At 51.3% G+C, this 18,746-nt stretch carries 14 protein-coding genes; 3 read left to right on the top strand and 11 right to left on the bottom strand.

The annotated features are described in order from the left end of the window. Nucleotides 1-138: 138 nt before the first annotated feature. Nucleotides 139-1,389, top strand: coding sequence for a membrane dipeptidase (locus HRU10_13080; protein ID NRA28164.1), 1,251 nt, complete (start codon nucleotides 139-141; stop codon nucleotides 1,387-1,389). 326 nt (nucleotides 1,390-1,715) lie between these two features. On the opposite strand, the gene HRU10_13075 is transcribed toward HRU10_13080, so the two are convergent. Continuing rightward, the gene (locus tag HRU10_13075) at nucleotides 1,716-2,228 is read right to left on the bottom strand and encodes an FKBP-type peptidyl-prolyl cis-trans isomerase (protein NRA28163.1); all 513 of its coding nucleotides are present in this window, start codon (nucleotides 2,226-2,228) and stop codon (nucleotides 1,716-1,718) included. 66 nt (nucleotides 2,229-2,294) lie between these two features. Then, nucleotides 2,295-3,080, bottom strand: a complete 786-nt coding sequence (locus HRU10_13070; GenBank protein ID NRA28162.1) for a sugar phosphate isomerase/epimerase — start codon at nucleotides 3,078-3,080, stop codon at nucleotides 2,295-2,297. Between the two features lie 338 nt (nucleotides 3,081-3,418). Here HRU10_13070 and HRU10_13065 point away from each other — a divergent pair, with 338 nt between their 5' ends. Next, complete coding sequence (locus HRU10_13065; GenBank protein NRA28161.1) at nucleotides 3,419-3,946, top strand: helix-turn-helix transcriptional regulator; 528 nt, start codon at nucleotides 3,419-3,421, stop codon at nucleotides 3,944-3,946. A gap of 31 nt (nucleotides 3,947-3,977) precedes the next feature. Here HRU10_13065 and HRU10_13060 read toward each other — a convergent pair whose 3' ends face one another. From HRU10_13060 to alaS, 8 genes are all read right to left on the bottom strand, one after another. After that, nucleotides 3,978-4,637: a hypothetical protein gene (locus tag HRU10_13060; protein ID NRA28160.1), complete on the bottom strand. Its 660-nt coding sequence runs from the start codon at nucleotides 4,635-4,637 to the stop codon at nucleotides 3,978-3,980. A 15-nt stretch (nucleotides 4,638-4,652) separates the two neighbouring features. Next, complete coding sequence (locus HRU10_13055) at nucleotides 4,653-5,495, bottom strand: DUF3108 domain-containing protein (GenBank protein NRA28159.1); 843 nt, start codon at nucleotides 5,493-5,495, stop codon at nucleotides 4,653-4,655. 186 nt (nucleotides 5,496-5,681) lie between these two features. After that, nucleotides 5,682-8,090, bottom strand: a complete 2,409-nt coding sequence (locus HRU10_13050; GenBank protein ID NRA28158.1) for a TonB-dependent receptor — start codon at nucleotides 8,088-8,090, stop codon at nucleotides 5,682-5,684. 171 nt (nucleotides 8,091-8,261) lie between these two features. Further along, nucleotides 8,262-9,041, bottom strand: coding sequence for a hypothetical protein (locus tag HRU10_13045; protein NRA28157.1), 780 nt, complete (start codon nucleotides 9,039-9,041; stop codon nucleotides 8,262-8,264). A 171-nt stretch (nucleotides 9,042-9,212) separates the two neighbouring features. Then, entirely contained in the window at nucleotides 9,213-10,946 is a 1,734-nt protein-coding gene (locus tag HRU10_13040) for a GAF domain-containing protein (GenBank protein NRA28156.1), read from the bottom strand. A 15-nt stretch (nucleotides 10,947-10,961) separates the two neighbouring features. After that, a complete protein-coding gene (gene glnD / locus HRU10_13035; GenBank protein NRA28155.1) occupies nucleotides 10,962-13,805 on the bottom strand; it encodes a [protein-PII] uridylyltransferase in 2,844 nt (947 codons plus the stop codon). Between the two features lie 26 nt (nucleotides 13,806-13,831). Further along, complete coding sequence (locus HRU10_13030) at nucleotides 13,832-14,119, bottom strand: YhbY family RNA-binding protein (protein NRA28154.1); 288 nt, start codon at nucleotides 14,117-14,119, stop codon at nucleotides 13,832-13,834. Between the two features lie 3 nt (nucleotides 14,120-14,122). Continuing rightward, nucleotides 14,123-16,789 carry an alanine--tRNA ligase gene (gene alaS / locus HRU10_13025; GenBank protein ID NRA28153.1) on the bottom strand — a complete coding sequence of 889 codons (2,667 nt, stop codon included), beginning with the start codon at nucleotides 16,787-16,789 and terminating at the stop codon, nucleotides 14,123-14,125. A 149-nt stretch (nucleotides 16,790-16,938) separates the two neighbouring features. Here alaS and HRU10_13020 point away from each other — a divergent pair, with 149 nt between their 5' ends. Beyond that, complete coding sequence (locus HRU10_13020; protein ID NRA28152.1) at nucleotides 16,939-18,294, top strand: DNA integrity scanning protein DisA nucleotide-binding domain protein; 1,356 nt, start codon at nucleotides 16,939-16,941, stop codon at nucleotides 18,292-18,294. Nucleotides 18,295-18,301: 7 nt separating this feature from the next. Here the strand turns inward: HRU10_13020 and HRU10_13015 are convergent, their stop codons facing one another. Beyond that, on the bottom strand, nucleotides 18,302-18,679 hold the full coding sequence (locus HRU10_13015; protein NRA28151.1) for a hypothetical protein: 378 nt from the start codon (nucleotides 18,677-18,679) through the stop codon (nucleotides 18,302-18,304). Nucleotides 18,680-18,746 lie beyond the last annotated feature (67 nt).

Here is an 18,746-nt window from a genome sequence, read left to right as displayed (position 1 = left end):
TAGACACGATCAACCGCTACAGCCCATCAATACTCAGGTTTGATCTCCGCCATCAGGTCTTATGGGATGGCTGTGAACTAAGGTATAGATCTCTGGAGGAGGGCCAATGCCTGGCGCGAGCTTTGCTAACTCTGTATAATGCCTAAAAACAAATATTTTTCCCTCTTCCTTTTCTGTCTCTCGGTAAGTTTACCTGGTTTAGTTCAAGCGGAGATATCGGAGCTCGATCTCGCACGTAAGGCTGCTGAAATACACGAGCGTGTTCTTACTATGGACACCCACGCTGACACGCCGATGGTCATGATGCGTGGTCTGGATGTGGCTGAGCGCCACCAGTGGGTCCCGGACATGGCCCAGGTGGATTTTCCTCGTATGATCGAAGGTGGCATGGATGGGGTCTTTTTCGCCTGTTTCGTTTCCCAGGGCCCACGCACTCCGGAGGGAAATGGAGCGGCCAAAGAGCGTGCTGTAGCGATGATTGAAAAAGTTCATTCTGCTATAGAGGAAAACAGCGACATCGTGGCATTGGCTACCACGGCAGATGCGGCCTATCGAATTGAAAAGGCTGGCAAACGTGCGATCTACATCGGAATTGAGAACGGATATCCAGTGGGAAATGATCTGAGTTTGCTCAGCGAATTTTATACAATGGGCGTGCGTTATATCACGCTTTGTCACTTCACGAACAACGACATTGCTGATTCGTCGACCGATCCTAACGGCCCGGAGCATGGAGGTCTGAGTGAACTTGGTTTCGACGTTGTGAAAGAGATGAACCGACTCGGGATCGTTGTTGATGTATCCCACACATCGGACGAGACCTTCTGGGATTCGATTGAAGTTTCAACTGCGCCAATTATTGCCAGTCATTCTTCCGTCGACGCCGTTTTTTCACACCCGCGGAATTTAAAGGACGATATGCTGAAAGCCCTTGCTGAGAATGGTGGTGTGATTCAGATCAACGGATACAGTGCGTATCTGGCGGAGTTACCGGAAGCATCACCCGATCGCCAAGCTGCTATGGAGGCTTTCAGTGCCGAGTTTCCTCGCTGGTGGACCATCACAGATCCAGAGAAGCGGAAAGAGATTCAGCGTCGTCGCGCGGACATCGAGGGGAAGTTTCCGCAGCCACGCGCCTCACTAGCAGACTTTATCGACCATGTGGACCATGCTGTTAAAGTAGCTGGTATTGATCATGTGGGCATCGGGATGGACTTTGACGGAGGTGGAGGTGTCAACGAAGTCATGGACATCAGCGAAATGGGCCAGATTACTCTCGAACTTGTGCGCCGCGGCTACTCCGAGAGCGATATTGCGAAGCTTTGGGGTGAAAACTTCCTGCGCGTCATGCGCAAAGCTGAAGAGACTGCTGATCTGATGCGTTTGTAGTCCGCCAGAAGAGGCGCAAACGGGTCCAGGTGAGGAGCATTCGCGAATGAAAGCTGATAAACAGCTAAAGAGGAAGAATTGTAGCAGCGGCGCTCCGCCGCCGCTAGGGTAGCCGTTGTGGTTAATACCCACATTCGACTTTTCATGTTAAATGACGATCGTAATCGAGATTGGGTAGGATACGAACGCGATCTCGACGGGATGCACAAAATGCTTATGTCTCCGCAGATTTGAGGGATTGGCTCAGATTCTTTTTCGTGGATTCAAGGTAGGGTGTGACCGATTGAGCTTGGATGATCGCTAACGCCGAAATGTCGCTTCTTGTCTCACCGTCTCACCGTCAAGATCTCGATCTCAAACACGACTGTAGCGTGGGGAGGGACCTGTCCACGGCGCCCTTTTTCGCGGTAGGCGAAATGGGCTGGAATCGCGACGGTGTAGCGACCTCCTTCTTGCATGAGTGGCATGACGCGCTCCCAGCCACGGATGATCTGACGCGGTTCGGCGCCTACTGTAAACCAGTAGGTGTGATAGCTAATCGACTTGCGGTTGAAGATCTTTCCATTGAGTAGGCGGCCTGTGTAGACAGCTTCGACACGGTTGCCCTTTTCTATGTATGAACCTTTACCGGGTGCATCGACTCGAAAGCGTATCCCACCATCGAGTGTTTCTGCGCCTGGAACCATTGCTTGGACTTGTTCCAAATCTCCCGGCGGCATGTAATCGATACCAGGGATGATGTCGCTTCTCTGAGCTACGGCTAAGGATTGAGTTAGGATTGTCGCTGCCAGGGCATAACAATTCATAGGGTGGATGTAGCGACTCAGTTTAGAGAGCATTATTCCCCCAAGGCTGAGTTATTTTCTATCCTCGGCAAGAGAAGAAGGGCAGAACCTTCGCCGCCGTTACTTTATCATGCCTCGCATGAAATCAAGAGCTTGCGGCAGGTGCTCCGGATTCCATCTGGCCTCAATCGAGACAGAGCCTGCGTATTCTATCTTTTCTAAAGCTTCCAAAACTGGATCAAAATTACAGGGTTCAGCATTTGGAGGTAGGCGATTGTCACCCGTGGCGACATGCACATGATGGATAAGTGATCCGTAACGAATAATATCCTCAACGGAATCATCATCTACGAACAGGTGAAAGGTATCTATCAGGAGCCGTAAATTTGGGTGATTGACCGATTCAACTACTTCGGCCGATTCACTGAGGGTATTTAGAATATTACACTCGCGGTGGTTCAGGGGCTCGACGACAATTGTGACTCCATGTTGAGCAGCCACTTCGGCAGCGATTGCAGCGAATTCAATAATCTGCTCGCGAGCAATTGAACGATCTAATCCTTCAGGCACGTTGCGCGCTTTTCCCGAGCCAAACACGATGGTCTTGATTCCCAAGGATTCAGCACGTCTTAATGCTGTTTCGACGTATTTTCTTTGTTGCAGGGTATCTATCGCGCCGCAGAGCTTCATATTTCCGGGGATGAAACAATTACAGGCCTTAAAAGGGGTGCTGAATGAATGGATCTCTTTGAGGCTATCGTGGAAAACTTGATCGTCCTCGAAAGGTTTCAGCAGCTCCATGACAGCCGGCTCCAGATAATCAAAGCCAAGATCTTCAACAGATTTAAGTTGGCTCAGTGTTCCGCATAGTCCGAGAGGGTATTTGCTAAGTGTAGAATTTAACATGTAGGAAACATACATGATCAATATCTGCTAAGTCATTGACTGATACTTCGTTATATTTAACATAATCGCTCATGGAGTATTCTGGGCTCTTTTACACAAACTATGGGTTGCGTCTTTACGGCGAAAATCCCTTGTATCCATATCGCCGCAGCCGGTGGGAATTCCAAGTGGTGACCTCTGGTTCCTGTAAGTTACTCCTAGATGGAGGTGGTGAACGTAAGTTGTTAAGCGGGTCGTTATGTGTGTTCCCTGCTGAATATGCACACGGCTGGGGCGGAGAGCGAGGGGAGTCCTGTGAGATAGTAGTATTTCATTTTGATTCCCTTCCGAATCCAATTATGAGCAGCCTGAATCTGTCTTCCGTTCCCTACTCGATAACAGAGCTATCTGAGCAAGACTGTATGGACCTCACTCAGCTTGCACAGCATACGCGACGTATGATGCGGTCGGGTGGAAACAGGCTCATCCTCTCTCAACGCGTTCTGTGGACTTTGGGGTCCTATTTAGACAAACCCAATGTTACTGTTACGAAGCGAAGAAGCAGTCGACATCAGATCTCGGATGGAGTTGCGTGGTTCCGGGAGCATCTTCATCTGGGCGTAGGGGTGGCTGAAACTGCAGATGCCTTAGGCATGTCGTTAGCTCATTTCCGCCGGTTGTTCACGGAAGAAGCCCGACAGAGCCCACAGGTTTATTTCAGCGAGTTGAGGATGCAACGTGCGATGCAGCTCATGGAGGAGACTGAGCTCTCGTTGGAGTCGATAGGGATTGCGGTCGGGTACAGCTGTGGAGCCGCATTTTCGCGAGCATTCAAGTTGTCACAGGGTACAACCGCGGCCGCGTGGAGACGACAGCGAAGGACTTGAACTGCGCTAGGTTATGATCAGTGGCATGGTATCACGCTGCTTTTTCGCGGTTTGCCATTTTTTTTCTCCACGTTGAAAAACCCAAAGAAACAGCGGCGAACGTGGCTGCAGCTGCGAACATGATCATCCAATTTCCGTCCAAGGCAGAGTCACCGCCAATGATGAAGGTGCTGCCGGCGATGCTTTGGATGATGAGTGTCCAAAAGAGGTAGGGAATAAATCTAACCCCTCCGATGGCCAAAACCAGATTCTGCAAAAGCCAAGGAATCGGGGAGGCGCGTACAAGCAGGTTAATACTATTCTCATTGTTGGCTGAAATTTCAGGGATGCGAACAGACCTTCTCTCCAAGAGTCTGTTAGCCCAAGATCTGACAAGATAGCGGCCCAGAGCATACGTTACACCTGAGTTTACAAGCACACAAGAAAGCGCAAAAACGATCGCGAGCGCAACATTCTCAATCATCAGGGGAGTGGATAAATAAAAGAAGGTGAGTGGGAAGCCCAGGGACGGGAGGATGGCAAATGCCAATGCGTAGAGCCAAAGAGGCACGACGGTAAGCACTGTCCGCAGGGAGTTTGCCCACTCTTTCGCAGTTTCGATGAATTGAGGGATGTAAGGATATAGAATCAATCCCGCCGCGACGGTAAGGGTGGCTATGCCGATGAGAAGCCAGCGAAGTCTTTTATCCATTTTCTTTCTAACAAACTAGCGTCGTGCCCGTGAACGTCTACTGCTCTTTGATGTATCGCTGTGATCTGGGTCATCAGAAATCTCTATTATTTCACCGTCGCGCTCGATACGTCGCAGGTCTGCTCGAAAACTACCGACACGTACTTTCGACTTTAGGCGGACGGGATAGCGAAACTCGTCATCACTAAACCAGATGTCCATAGCCGCATCTTTACTCTTTTTGAATACACCGCCGAGGTCTTTAAGATTGGGTTGGATTCGGATGGTATCGAAGGTCCCTGCATGGACTTTGATCTGTTCGGATCCGATGACTGCGGCATCGACATCGATCATTCTCTTACCATCGGTCGCCGGGAGTGGGATGCTGGTATGCGTGCCCAAATCCAGGGTGCGGAAATAGAACAGTATCGATAGCGGGTCGTGTAGTGGATGCTCAGGATGCAGTGGATCGCGGGTTTTATCCCCTTCATCCCGGATGATCGTCTGGTTCTCCCAATCAAAGGTGACATCAAAGCTCTTATCCTCGTCACCTTCTTTCTGATCACTGCGGTAGTGAGTGCTGCGCGTCATATCGAGATTCGGGTAGCTCTCGATGAGGATACGTACGCGGTAAAAATTGTCAGCGAAGTCATTCGTGCGCACATCAAAAGTGATGTGGTAGGCAGGTTCTCCAAATTCATCTACGATATCGACAACCTCGAGTATAGCCTCACCGACCATAAAAGGGCCCCATTTGAGGGAATAATAGAGCTTTTCTCCAGGCGCGAACGGGAAGCCAGCAGGTGTAGAATCCTGCGCACGCAATGAAGCTAAACAGAGGGTAATTAAGAAGAATACAAGAGTAACGCAGCGATACATGCGGAGGATGGACTGCCGTCTCAGACGAAGTAAAAGCGAGGACGTTCAATTGTAAGTGATTCTCTTTGCTGCTTGGTCGCTCGCAGATTGGTACGAAAAAGCCCCGGTCGGATCGACCGGGGCTAAAGGATCAAAAGAGATATAGAGGAGGTGAGGTCGAATAGCCCTCAGCCTTGTTCCTTTAATTTACCAAGTGTAGGTAACTGTGCCTTCCCAGCGTGCTGGGGCACGTGCCACGATGGAACCGTTGCCGTAACCGGAATTGTTTACATCCCAGTTATCCTCGTCGGTCACATTGTAGACGGTCGCTTTGAAGAACCAGTTTTCGTATTCGTAAAACGCTGTTAGGTCGATCTCATACTGGAAGGGGAGCCGCGCCGTGTTTGCCTCGATTTCGAACGATCCATTGCCGAAGAAATCCGTCACATCGAATACTGAGATAGGGTAACCTCCGTAGCCGGAGTTCATCTCTCCCCAGCCTTGGAATCCTGCACGAAGGCCAAATCCATTGTCCCATTTGTAGCTCACTAGCGCATTGACTGTATGCTCGGGAACACCAGGGTTTTCTACGAAACCATCAGGGCTTTGGAACAGAGGTGACACATAATATCCTCCAGTTTCATCAGCACGGTCGATCGTGTAAGGCGAGGCGAAGAAACCTGCAGTACGTTGAGAGTCGATATAAGAGTATCCTACAGTCAACCATAGGTTTGGGTTCGGCTGGTAGTTTGCCTCGATTTCGAAACCTTCGAATTCACGCTCATCGACTGAACCGTCTTGGTTCACAGTGATGTTGTTGAAGTCGAAGTATGCAGCTCCGATGAAGAGTGTATCTTCGAGGAGGCTGAATTTAACTCCGAACTCGATCAGTTCGCTTTCAGGAGCGTTATCGAAGTCTTGAACATCGATACGTCCTCCAGTGTCACTGGCGATTACTTCGTTGAAGTTGTAGGTAGCATAGACTGACACGCCTTCGGTAACGTTGTAGACGCCACTGACATTCCAGTTTGGCAACCAACCGTCTCCTTCAAGCTCATCGGCACCGGTCACGGGGTCGGACTGTTTGGTTTCGATGTAGTCGGTAGTGTAACCAGCGATGAGGCTCACTTTATCGCCGAAGCGGATATCTGCCTGAGCGAAAGGACCGACCATAAATGTCTGTGTATCGGCACCGGTGCCTCCATAATACCAGTTACTCAAGATGCCACGAGGCTCTTGGTCGGGAATAATAGGGAATCCAGCAAAGCCTTGGTCTGGCACACGGCGTGTGTCAGGATCACGAGTCAAATCCCAGAAGTTAGCGGGCTCGTTGAAGAAGTGGTTAACTGACCAGACGTCTTGGTAGTGATAGCGCAGACCGATATTCCAGTCGATGGAGATCATTTCGGTGAGATCGTAGGCAGTGCGGAACTCCGTGCGGTTAGTGAGCGTCCAATTGTCCCGCATCAACTCTGAGTAGTGGTAAGAGCTGAATGTATCGCGGTCGCGATATTGGAAAAGCGTGTTGTTCACGATTTCATAGTCACCGGTATCGTAGGTTTGAATAGCCTGAGCCCAAAGGAAGCGACCAAATGAATCGTCTCCTGGAGCAGCCAATTTCCAACTGCGGTCGACTGGAACAGTCGTTCCATCGGTGGGAACGATAGTCGCGAACCCGGCGCCTCCAAACACAGAAGCGAAATCGACACCAGGGGTCCCGCCAGTGAAGACCGAGTTGCCGTTACCCAGTGTTGCTACATAAGCAGCATACTCAGCATCTGTTTGGCTGTTGATGACATAACGACCGTTGTCGATCAAGTCCTGCGTCACACGATTTACACCCCAGTTTTCGGTGTAATCTGCCTGAAAATATTCCCCCATGATTTCAAGGGTGTAGTTCTCATTAGGGCGCCATGTTAGGGCTCCGTAGAGGGCGTGAGAGTTGTTCTTCCAAAATTCGTGGAAGCCGTCCCACTCTTTGCCCTCATAGGACACACGAAATGCAAGGGTTTCGCTAATGGGGGCGCCGTAGTCGAGGCTCCACGTATATTGGTCATACTGAGCTACACTCACTGAGATCTCACCAGCAGGAGCGTCAAAGTAGGGGCGTTTGGTGATCAAATCTGCGTAACCACCTATGTAGTTAGTGGTGCCGTAGACTGAACCAGCGGGGCCCTTGACGATGTTTACCGACTCGACGGAGTTAAAGTTGATGGGCAGTCCATTTCCGTTGGTAGATAGACCGCGGCGCATTCCGTTGACGTATAGGTCTGATTCGTCACCACGCAGGTTAGGAGTCGAGGGGGCACCAAAGTTTGTCTTGGTGTATGAAGACGATGTCAGTTTGGTGAAGTCGCGCACATCCTTAATCGCTATAGCATCTAGCTGCTCACGGGAGATGATGGTGACATTTCTAGGAGTTTCGAGGATCGAGCGATCCGTTCCATAGACGGAATTGAATGGTCGCGTCGTGGGGAGAACGCTCTCTTCGATCGCTACTCCCGAACCCTCCATCACTTCGAGGACCATCATCTCTTCCTCTTCCTGTGCGGAGAGAACGGAAGCAGCGGCCAGCGATATGGAGAGTGCAGTGCTTTGTAGTTTGTTAGGTTTCATAGTGTGTAGTTTGTGTCGTGTAGCCCAGCAGGAAGGGTTCCACTAAATATGGTGAAATCGGAATTTGCACAGAACTCAAGAAAGATAATGTTGAGTCTGAGCTTGCGGATCCCGGCTCTCAGCGGCTTGCAAAGGGAAATTCAAAAAGCTCTGCTTGTTCGTTTGTGATAATTATTTATCCCCATCGAATGCGATTGCCTCACATTGTTTCGTGTTTTCGAGGGAAATTCTGATAGGATCAGCGCTGAAGAATCGCGATCCTTCCGAGTGAAAAATCCAGGCGGAGGTGTAGGTGAGGACAGCGAGGGCTTGATGCTCCTCAGAATAGTCAGCACCGGTTACTTTTTCATCAAATTCAAAGGTTTCGGCGAGGCGTAGTGTGTTGATTTCGATCGGGTCCAAATTGTCGAATGTGTAGAGCTTTGCTGGGCCCTCACTGCGGTTCTTACTGATGATATGGTATTTGCCGTTTGCGAAGAAAAGAGCTTCAGCGTCGTAGTTGCGCAGCTTTGGAGGAAACGCGTCTTGGTCGGGATAGCGAAAGCGGATTTGTTTAAGCGTGCGGGTTTTGGTGATAGCTCGCGGGTTTGGTTCCGTCAGGATGTATAGAGCCAGATCTTGTCGCGCGTTACCATTATTCCCGAAGGCTCCGATGGCAATATGCCCACGGTCATCGATTGCTATAGCTTCCCAATCAATGTTTACAGCATCAGGGATCCGCAGACCCGCGTAACGTTTAGCCCAATCAGGCGAGATGAGCGCTCCCGAGCGATCTACGGCAAAGATACGCGGATCATCACCGGAATCATTATGGGTCCAATAGACGTCTTCATATTGTCTGCTTTTTACAAAGCCGGATGATTCATCGATCATCTCGGAATCAAAGCGAGCATAGGGCTCGCTGGCTGAAAGGAGATTAAGGGCGATGACGAGGATAAATAGTGTGCGCATGTCTTCTGGAAAGGGTATCAAGGCGAGGGTTGGATAATCACATCAGGCAATGCACCTCGGGTGCGCGCATTTCAAGCTAGATTCATCCATGCTCTTCAGGGGGGAGACCAGGAGTGCCAGGCGCAATGACGTTTTGAAGGGTGATCGCGAGGGCGATTGCCGTCGGGCTGATTACGCGATCGGCAGCCAAAAAGCGAAAGTCGTACCGTCGGGTCCTGAGTCGATTAACTCGATGTCACCCCGGTGGCTCTTCAAAATGCGTTTGCAAATAGCCAAGCCGAGCCCAGTGCCGTCTTTTTTGCCGGTGAGGAACGAGTCAAAGATATGCTCTCGGATCTCCTCAGCGATTCCGGCTCCCGAGTCTTTCATTGTAACGTATGCCATGTCTACGCCCGCGATTTCTCGCTGCGAGGTATCAATCGTGATACGGCTATGGGATGCACGGCCCTGCGCTCCACTTTTCTGAATAATCGCTTCAGTGGCGTTCAATATCAGATTCAGCAGCATTTGTTGAATTTGACCTTTGTTGCACTGGACATGGAGTGGGTGGGTCGATGCTTTGTGTATAATCGCAATACGGTTTTGTTTCAGCTTCAGGCGCACCAGAAGAATGGTGTCTTCGATAACGGCGTCGACTTCCCAGCGGGCGTGCATGTCTTGCCGTGTTTTGCCAAATTGCAGGACGCGGCTTACGATTTCTTCAAGCTGATTTAGCTTCTCCGAGATGACGGTGGCATCTTGGCGTCGAACATCATGATCTGGAAACTGTAAGTCCATCGCATCGAAAAGCAGTTTAATAACTGTCAGCGGATTGCGGATCTCATGGGCTATCTCGGCGGCCAGTAGGCCGAGGGTCGTCAGTTTTTCGGTCTTGCTGAGGCTCTCTTCACTGGAAAAGACACGATTGTAGAGACGCGCATTTTGGATCGCGACTGCTCCAAGCTGTCCCACAGTGCTCAAAAGCCGCTTTTCGTCATTATTAAATCTATGTGGATGCCCGGTATAGGCATTGAGCACGCCGATGGGTTCTTCCTCGAAAGTCACGGGGACGGACAGCATGGCATGGAGCGCATCGCGTTGCTCAAATGCAGCAAAATGATGTTCTTCTGTGCGCGTTACACTAGCTGTTTCGACTGGTTTTTGTAGATGCACGACAGTGCCCATAACACAATCGGGTAGGGCCAATGTTTCGCTGAAAGAGATCGTCTCATCATCATCTCCGACCAAGGCTTTGAGACTCAGTTGTTTTCCATCTGGACTGAGTAGATAGAGCGCACACATTCGGCATTTAAAGAGGCGTCGTGATTCGCGTACGATATCGACGAGAATCTCTGCCAATTCTGTCTTAGCTACCATGCGGCCAGCAATATTGATGAGACTCTGGAGCTGAGACGCCTTGGCTTTAAGCTGGCGGATGATCCATAGGCGAGAGACTACCTTCGCAGCTTCGTTGGTGAGCAAAGTAAGGAGCTTGAGGTCTTGCTCGCTGAACGCACCAATCTCTTCCGAATCAACATTCACGACACCGATCACCGTACCCTGATCCTCCATTGGTACCGCCATTTCAGAACGAATAGATGATTTTACAGCCACATAGCGGCTCTCTTTCGAAACATCAGCCACCAATGCAGGTTCGCCTCTTTGAGCGACCCAGCCGGTGATGCCTTTTCCTAATGGGAGGGACATCGAGGTGCGGTCGGCCGGAAGCCCGGTGTTTACCTCAATGTTCAGCGTATTTGTCTCTGGGTTGATCAGAGAAATAGAAGCGCTTGAAGCTTTGAGGACACTCACTACCTCGTCTAGGATGATGTTGAGCGCTTCCGTAGGATCTTCGGTGCCATTGACGATACTTGAGATGCGATAAAGCGCATCAATCGCCGTGTAATCGGAGCGTTGAAGTCGCATAGCCGAGGGCGCAGGTTAGGAGGCGTCGGCAGCCTGGTGCGATTCTCTGCTCACTACCAAATCATTCAAAGATTCGCGGAGAGTGAGCAAATTAGAAGTATCGGTCTTCTGGCCTGGGTTAACGCTTTCTATGTAAAAGGTGTCGATCGCCACACCCCGTTCCGTTGATATGCGTGCAAAGGTGATGTCGAAGCCGCTCTCATATAGGGATCGGGTGAGTTCGTAGAGTAAGCCCAGCCGGTCATTCGCCTTTACCTCGATGATAGTTCGGCGCAGGGAGAGCTCATGAAAAACTTCAACACGCGGTGTGATCGGCGCCTCAAGCTGTTCGGTCGATTTATAGCTCTTTCGCTTCTTGGCTTCAATTTTTCGAGCCTGCTCATTGATCTCCGGAAGTAAATTTTTGTTATGCAAGAGAGCATGGGTCACCGCCTCTTCGAAGATTTTTCTGGGCCTGTCGTCAGTTACTGCACCTCCGCCCGGTACGACGACGTAGAATGTGTCGATAGTGATGTGGTCCGTGCGAGAAATTGCTTTTGAACTGATGATGTTGAGCCCAGCTAAGGCGAAGGCTCCGGCCAGCTTGTAAAAGAGTCCCGCACGGTCCCAGGTTACGACGTTTACCACCGTCATGCTACGGTCTTGATCATTCTCCCAATCGATGACCGGAACCAGCGAGCCGAGTGAATCGGCTTCCTGAATATTGGTCAGGAGGCTGTGGATCATTCGAATATGGAGTTCCACTTCGCGTGCGCTGTGATGCAGGAAGTAACGCTCTGGGAGAAGACTGAAATGGGCTTCTATCTCATCCCGGGAGATGTCGTCGAAGTGCTTCTCCCGTATCTCGTTGTAAACGATCATCTTTCGCTCTCGGTTTTCTTTGGCAAACGCTGACTTATTTTTAAGAACACGGAGCGTGTCCCTGTAGAGTCGTGAATGGAGACCGTCTTTGAAGCCGTTCCAGAGCCCTTCTGCTGTGCCGCGGGCATCGCAGTATGTGTGCACAAAAAGGTAGGCGAGCTTATCTGGGTCGCCAACGAATTCGGCAAAAGATTCGGCAGTTCTGGGGTCATCCAAATCGTATCTCTGCGAAAAGCGTGCCATTTCGAGGTGATTTTGGATGATGAAAAGGATTTGCTCGCGCATTTCACCCGGCACTTCCATGCGCTCTAAAATGGGAGCGGCGATGGCTACTCCGTTGATCGCGTGGTTGCGGATCGCAATCCCTTTGCCAATATCGTGCAGCAACAGGATCAGGTAGAGTAACCGAGGAAATTGAGTTTCGCGCAGCGCATCGCGGTAGGTATTGGACTCTCGATCTCGTGAGGTGAAAATGATGTCGAGCTCGCGGATCGTCCTGAGTGTATGGGTGTCTGCCGTATAGCGATGGTAATACTCGTGTTGCACGAGGCAGTACATTTTCTCCCATTCCGGCATGAATTTCGCCAAAACGCAGGTCTCGTTCATCTTAGTCAACGCCGGGTATACTTCACCCGCTGTTTGCAAAATTGCGCGGAAAGACGCGTTCGCTGACGAACTCTCGATGACGTGTCGATCAATGAGAGGTAAACTGGTTTCAATGAGGAGTTTTAGATCGAAATCCAGCTCTGTCTGATACTGTTGGACGTGGCGGAATATGCGAATGAGGCGTTCCGGGTCCTCCTTAAAGACGCTCTTGCGCTCGGCTGCGATTTTACCGTCTCGGATAATAAACCCGTCGAAGCGCGGTTGCCGTTCATGAGCCTGCTGGTGAGCTCGAACGACATCGCGAAAGCTCAAAGGCGCGCGACCGGGTAGGTCAGTCTGAACGAGCAGACCCTCTAAATATTTGGAGAACTTATAGATCAAGTGCGCTTGCTTGTAGTAGTCGCGCATGAATGTCTCCACCCGATGGATGATTTTTCGCTGACGATAGCCGAGGTTCCACGCCACAAGAGGCTGGCTGTCCAAAAGGAGCTGGTCCGTTGCGCGTTTGCTGCGGAAATGAAGTTCGTTGCGCACGCGGAGGAGAAAGCTGTAGGCAGTCTCCAGTTTTTTCAGTTGAGCCCGGGTAATAATGCCGCGCTGTTGCAACTCCTTGAGTTCAAACGAGCCAAACTTGATCCGGCACATCCACTGGAGATTCTGATAATCGCGCAGGCCGCCGACGCCGTTTTTAATGTCGGGTTCCTGGACGGTTACCGTGTCGCCCTGTTGTTGACGGCGCTCACTTTGGGAGCGGAAGCGATCCTGCAAATACTCTTGGGCATCTTCCTTTCTCAGGAACTTTTGAATGCCCTTGTAGAATTTACCGTAGAGCTTCTGGCCACCGACGATGAGCCGGGCATCCATGATGGCATTCTTCGATTTTACCTCCGCCTTTGCCTCAGTAATGGTCTCTTTGAGGTTTCGTGTGGCGTGGCCCACTTTCATTCCGAGGTCCCAAAGCGGGTACAACATAGCCTCTGTGAGATCGGACTGAAATTCTTTACTCTGTTTTCCGCTCAGCTTATCTGGATAGAGCATCAGTAAGTCGATGTCGCTGTGGGGACAGAGCTCTCCTCGACCGTATCCTCCGGTCGCAATAACCGAGACGGCACAGGGGGATTTGGGGTGCTTTTCTTTTAGTTCCTCGAGGGCGTCCACGAAGACGTTCTCGATCAGCACATCCATGATAATTGAAAAACTACGCGACACACGAATGCCACTGTCACCATTCCGATGGTAGCGGCGCAGCATTTTCTTTTCGAGCTCAAGGAAACGTTTATAACCCTTCACCCGCTCTTTGCGATCATTGGAAGTGTGTGCTTCCAAGCGCTGGCTCGCGTGCTTGCGGATGCGGCGAAATAGAGGGTCTTCTGTGAATGAGCGCTGGGTCATGAAGCGGATACTGATGCGGCCTTTTCCTATTTAGAATGGCGGTAAAAAGCTGCAGTGAAACCTACGGTACCGACACAGACTGCGCCAGTCGCTGCTTCGATTTCTGGAATCCAGGCTTTCATGGTAGCGCGATCAGTTTCCAGGCGGACTTTTATCAATAAATCCTTTGCAAGGGCCCGGTCTAGCTCAGATAGGGCAGGCTCTGTGAGGCCGTTGCGCCCGAGATGAACAGAAGGTTTCAGGCGCTGTGCTCGCCCCCGCAGTTCCTTTTTATCTCGTTGGCTTAGCGTAAAGGGACGTCTTGGGTCTGCCATTTATCAGCCTTGAAGGTCGAAATTTTCGATGATTTGAGCCAAATCCCCACGATCCTGCCCTCCGCCCATGGCAAACTCTGGCTTACCACCACCCTTGCCACCCAATTCTGTGGTGAGACGGCGAATGATATCTCCAGCCTTCAAGTCGGCTGCAATGGCTTCCTTGGAGCAGAATGCGGCGACCGAGGCCTTGCCGCCGATTGAAGCACCTAAGACCACACAACCCTTATCTAGCTTTTCAAGGACCTGTGCTCCTAAGCTCTTTAGATCTTTGGGGCTACTTACCTGAGCCTGTTGCTTCACCACCTGGATGCCGGAACTTTCTTGGGCAGTCGCCGCTAAATCATCAGCCGCTGCAGCGGCATTTTTCTGTTCGAAGGCTTTGATCTTCTTTTCGAGTTGTTTGCGCTCCTCCAGCAGCGCTTCGATGCGCACAGCCACATCATGGATGGGACAGGAGAGGATTTTTGCTGTTTGGTCCAAGGTGCGGAAGCCCGAGCTAATCCATGCCAGAGCAGATTCGCCAGCGACCGCCTCAATACGTCGCGTTCCTGCCGCAATACCGCTGTCGCCGAGCAACTTAATCGGCCCAATCTCGCCGGCAGCACTGACATGGGTGCCCCCGCACAATTCTTTGGAAAAGCCGCCGATGTCGACGACTCGCACGCGGTTACCATACTTTTCGCCAAACACAGCGACCACATCGTCGGGTTTGTCCTCAATGGCAATTTCATCAGTCTGGACTAGTCCATTTTCAAGAATACGCGCGTTGATGAGCCGCTCAATGGAATCCAGCTCGTCATTGCTGAGTGCTTCATAGTGAGAAAAGTCGAAGCGCATGCGATCGTCCGCGACAAGCGAACCTGCCTGCCGTACGTGAGAGCCGAGGACTTCCCGCAGTCCCCAATTGACAATGTGGGCTGCGGAGTGATGGCGTTCGATACGCTGGCGTCGGTCAGCATCGACTGACAAAACGACCTCTGAGCCATCGTCGATGGCATGCTGCCCATCCAAGAGGTGAAGAATCTGACCCTGGTCGTCTTTCTGGGTGTCTGTGATTCGATACGTTTTACCCTCAACAATCAAACTGCCCGAGTCCCCAATTTGTCCTCCCATTTCGGCGTAGAAGGGCGATCGGTCGGTAATAATTGCGGTCTTCTCGGCACCGTAAGGCACACTGGCCAAGGTCTTTGCCGCGCCCGACAATGAACTATATCCGATGAAATCTGTTTTAAAGGCATCGCCCTCGCTAGACTGGACCTTGATGGCGCTCTTAACCTGGGCAGCGCGCGCCATGCGGCGCTGGCGCTCCATCGCCGCTTCGAAACCATCGTGGTCAACTGAGTATCCGCGCTCGCGTCCGATCAACTCAGTAAGGTCGAGTGGGAAGCCGTAGGTGTCGTAGAGCTCGAAGGCTTTTTCTCCAGTGATTTGTTTAGTCGTTTCAGACTCGGCGAACACTTTTTCGAGCAGCGCGAGGCCTCGATCTATCGTTTTATCAAAAGCAGTCTCTTCTGAGGTAATTACCTTTTTTATAACAGTGTGTTGAGTATTAAGCTCCGGGAAGGCGGCGCTCATTTTTTCAACGAGTGGATCGACGAGTTGAGCGAAAAATCCTTGGGGGAGGTCGAGCTTCTTGCCATAGAGCACTGCGCGTCTCAAGATACGGCGCAACACATAGTTGCGACCCTCATTGCCCGGTAAGATGCCGTCGGCAATGGAGAAGGAAAGGGTCCGAATATGGTCCGCAATGACCCGAAAGGCGCAGTCGCGTGATTCCTGCTCGGACATGCTTTGTCCGTTTTCGGGAAGAGTGGACCGGTAGGTGTGTGGGCAGAGCTCTGAGATGGCTTTGAAGATGTCTTGAAATAGATCACTCTCATAATTCGAGGGAGGGGAGTTGAACTCTGTGAACTGCTTCGTCGTAGATAGAATGCCCACGACGCGTTCGAAGCCCATCCCTGTATCGACATGTTTAGCCGGGAGCGGTTCAAACGTGCCGTCCTCCTTTGCGTTCAGCTGAATGAAAACTAAATTCCAAATTTCGATACACCAGGGAGAGTCGGCATTAACAAGTGAGCCGCGTGTATCCCCCTCGGGGGCAAGGTCGACGTGGATTTCGGAACAAGGACCACACGGGCCGGTGTCGCCCATCATCCAAAAGTTGTCCTTTTTGTCTCCGTTGACGATGTGAACTGCGGGGTCGAGTCCTTCATCCAAGAAGATTCCTTTCCAAATATCATAGGCTTCCTGATCAAACTCTGATGGATCGCCAGCGCCCGGCTGATAGACCGTCGCATACAGTCGATTTTTTGGAAATTTCCACACCTGAGTGATGAGCTCCCATGCCCAGTGTATGGCTTCTTTTTTGAAATAGTCGCCAAACGACCAATTTCCCAGCATCTCAAAAAAGGTTTGATGATACGCGTCGAGACCCACGTCTTCCAGGTCGTTGTGTTTGCCGCCAGCACGGATGCATTTTTGCGTGTCCGCCGCCCGTGGGAAGGGGGCTGTACGCTCGCCGAGAAAGTAGGGCACAAACTGGTTCATGCCTGCGTTGGTGAAGAGCAGGTTGGGGGCGTCAGGCATCAGAGAGGCTGATGGGACCACCGTGTGGCCACGCTCTTTGAAAAACTCGAGGAAGGACTGTCGGATCTCGGCTGAGTTCATAAGAATCGCTTGAGCTTGGTGCTCGGAACGAATCTGGCAATCGTGGAGTAATCATCGCTCTGTAAGACTTTTGTAGCTTATTCTACATCAGGGCCTTGATTTGCCTCTATGACCATCCGTAGTGTGCAGAGTCGGTTTTTTACATTCCCATGCGTCTCGATTCATTTATAGCCCAAAAGCGGATCATTGATCTCAAAAGCACGACGCTTGAGGGTGCGCTGACGGAGCTCTTGAAGACCTTGGACCTCGACGAGCGTGATGACGTCGATTCCGATGAGCTGCTCAACCAATTGTTGGAGCGAGAGGCTACCATGACGACCTATCTTGGGCGGGGCGTGGTATTGCCTCATGTTCGGGTCAATATGCGCCGTCGCTACGTCTTGGCGGTCGGACGTTGCCCCGAAGGCTTGGAGTATAACGGGGCTCGTGAATACGCCGAGGTGCGCCACGTCTTTTTGTTATTGGCCCATGAAACTGCGCGCAACTACCTGAGCGTGTTGGCGACGCTAGCGCGGATTTTCCAAGACGCCAAGGTGATGGAGCGCCTGAACGGATCGGGTGGTCTCGTTCAATACCGCCGAGACGTGCGTGATGTTTTTGCCGGACGCGGCGCACAGATCGGGAGTCATGATAATAAGTTTAACCGGCTTATTTTAAAAGAAGCGGAGATGGTGGCACGCGGCTCTAAGTGCTCTGTCATGCTGATTTTTGCGGATACCTTCGCTGGGGGTGTTGATATTTCCAGAAAATTTAGCGGGATGAAAACGGTAATGATCACTCAGGGTGGCAGTGATGCGGCTTTGAGCCAGCCAGGGATTGATGCAGTGCTGACGGTAAGATCTTTTTCGTCCAGTCGCTTGGCTCAATTGCGTAGTGCTGTGTTGATTGGTTTAACCCGCGGCGTGTTCAAACCCGACTGGCGTATTTGTTGCATCGGTGGGATTCCTCAGAGCAATCAGTTCGACTCCATCGTCGTGGTTGATATCGAACGTGAGTTCCGCAACCTGCTGGCAATTGACGAACAGGTGCTACCCTCCACAGTCCGGCCCGAGACGGTCGAGCGCATCATTGCAATCGCTACCGAGCTGTCCGTCGAGGGTCGCGAAGGTAAGCCCGTTGGTTGCCTCTTTGTGATCGGTGATTCCAAGACGATCCAGCGCTATACCAAACCGCTCGTACTCAATCCGTTCTATGGCTACAAAGATGAAGACCGGAACATCCTCAATCCGTTCATGGATGAGACAGTCAAAGAGCTCTCAACGATTGATGGTGCCTTTGTGGTACGCGGAGATGGCGTTTTAGAAACTGCCGGTTCCCTGATCCATGCGCCTGATTATGCGCACGATCTACCGAGCGGTCTCGGCACGCGCCACGCTGCTGCTGCTGCGGTAACCCTCGCCTGCGATTGCATCTCCATCGTCGTCTCCGGTTCCACCGGTCAAGTGACCCTATTCCGCAAAGGCGAGATGATCCCGCTCATGGAAAAAGCTACGAGCAGTTTTTAGCGTGTTTCTAGGACTCCTTCACGAGCCAGTCTAGAAGCCGCACCACCTCTTCGTAGTATTCGATGGTTTCCTCGACCGAGTCGAAATCGTTCTCATCACGCTCGAAGATTTTCACTTCATACGGAGTGTTCGATAATTTAAGTTCGTCGGTGGCCGCGTCGAGGAGGTGATCTGCTTCGCGTTGTCCGTAAAGGGCAACTGGGACATTCACATGTCGCATGACATCGGTCACATGGATCTTATGAAAATCTGATTCTTCATCGAATGGATCACCAATCCATTGCTTGATTGTATGCCCATAGTTCGAACCCCAGATAACTCGGCGTCGACCAATGGTGATGGATTTCGGCCAATCAAAAAAACCATTTCCAGAAATCACAGCCATCCCATAGGGATGCGCTAAAAAATTAAAAAGTGGTTGGCTCTGGCGGACTTCCGATCAAGGAAGTCAG

The organism is Opitutales bacterium (assembly GCA_013215165.1).
In the GTDB taxonomy this organism is placed as follows: Bacteria; Verrucomicrobiota; Verrucomicrobiia; order Opitutales; family JABSRG01; genus JABSRG01.
The sequence above is the reverse complement of the archived record's forward strand: the minus strand, read 5'-3'. Positions and strand labels throughout refer to the sequence as shown.

Bases quoted from the DNA above. Each gene is read 5' to 3' on its own strand.
- HRU10_13080 (NRA28164.1), top strand. From the start codon at position 139: ATGCCTAAAAACAAATATTTTTCCCTCTTCCTTTTCTGTCTCTCGGTA.
- HRU10_13075 (NRA28163.1), bottom strand. From the start codon at position 2,228: ATGCTCTCTAAACTGAGTCGCTACATCCACCCTATGAATTGTTATGCC.
- HRU10_13070 (NRA28162.1), bottom strand. From the start codon at position 3,080: ATGTTAAATTCTACACTTAGCAAATACCCTCTCGGACTATGCGGAACA.
- HRU10_13065 (NRA28161.1), top strand. From the start codon at position 3,419: ATGAGCAGCCTGAATCTGTCTTCCGTTCCCTACTCGATAACAGAGCTA.
- HRU10_13060 (NRA28160.1), bottom strand. From the start codon at position 4,637: ATGGATAAAAGACTTCGCTGGCTTCTCATCGGCATAGCCACCCTTACC.
- HRU10_13055 (NRA28159.1), bottom strand. From the start codon at position 5,495: ATGTATCGCTGCGTTACTCTTGTATTCTTCTTAATTACCCTCTGTTTA.
- HRU10_13050 (NRA28158.1), bottom strand. From the start codon at position 8,090: ATGAAACCTAACAAACTACAAAGCACTGCACTCTCCATATCGCTGGCC.
- HRU10_13045 (NRA28157.1), bottom strand. From the start codon at position 9,041: ATGCGCACACTATTTATCCTCGTCATCGCCCTTAATCTCCTTTCAGCC.
- HRU10_13040 (NRA28156.1), bottom strand. From the start codon at position 10,946: ATGCGACTTCAACGCTCCGATTACACGGCGATTGATGCGCTTTATCGC.
- glnD (NRA28155.1), bottom strand. From the start codon at position 13,805: ATGACCCAGCGCTCATTCACAGAAGACCCTCTATTTCGCCGCATCCGC.
- HRU10_13030 (NRA28154.1), bottom strand. From the start codon at position 14,119: ATGGCAGACCCAAGACGTCCCTTTACGCTAAGCCAACGAGATAAAAAG.
- alaS (NRA28153.1), bottom strand. From the start codon at position 16,789: ATGAACTCAGCCGAGATCCGACAGTCCTTCCTCGAGTTTTTCAAAGAG.
- HRU10_13020 (NRA28152.1), top strand. From the start codon at position 16,939: ATGCGTCTCGATTCATTTATAGCCCAAAAGCGGATCATTGATCTCAAA.
- HRU10_13015 (NRA28151.1), bottom strand. From the start codon at position 18,679: ATGGCTGTGATTTCTGGAAATGGTTTTTTTGATTGGCCGAAATCCATC.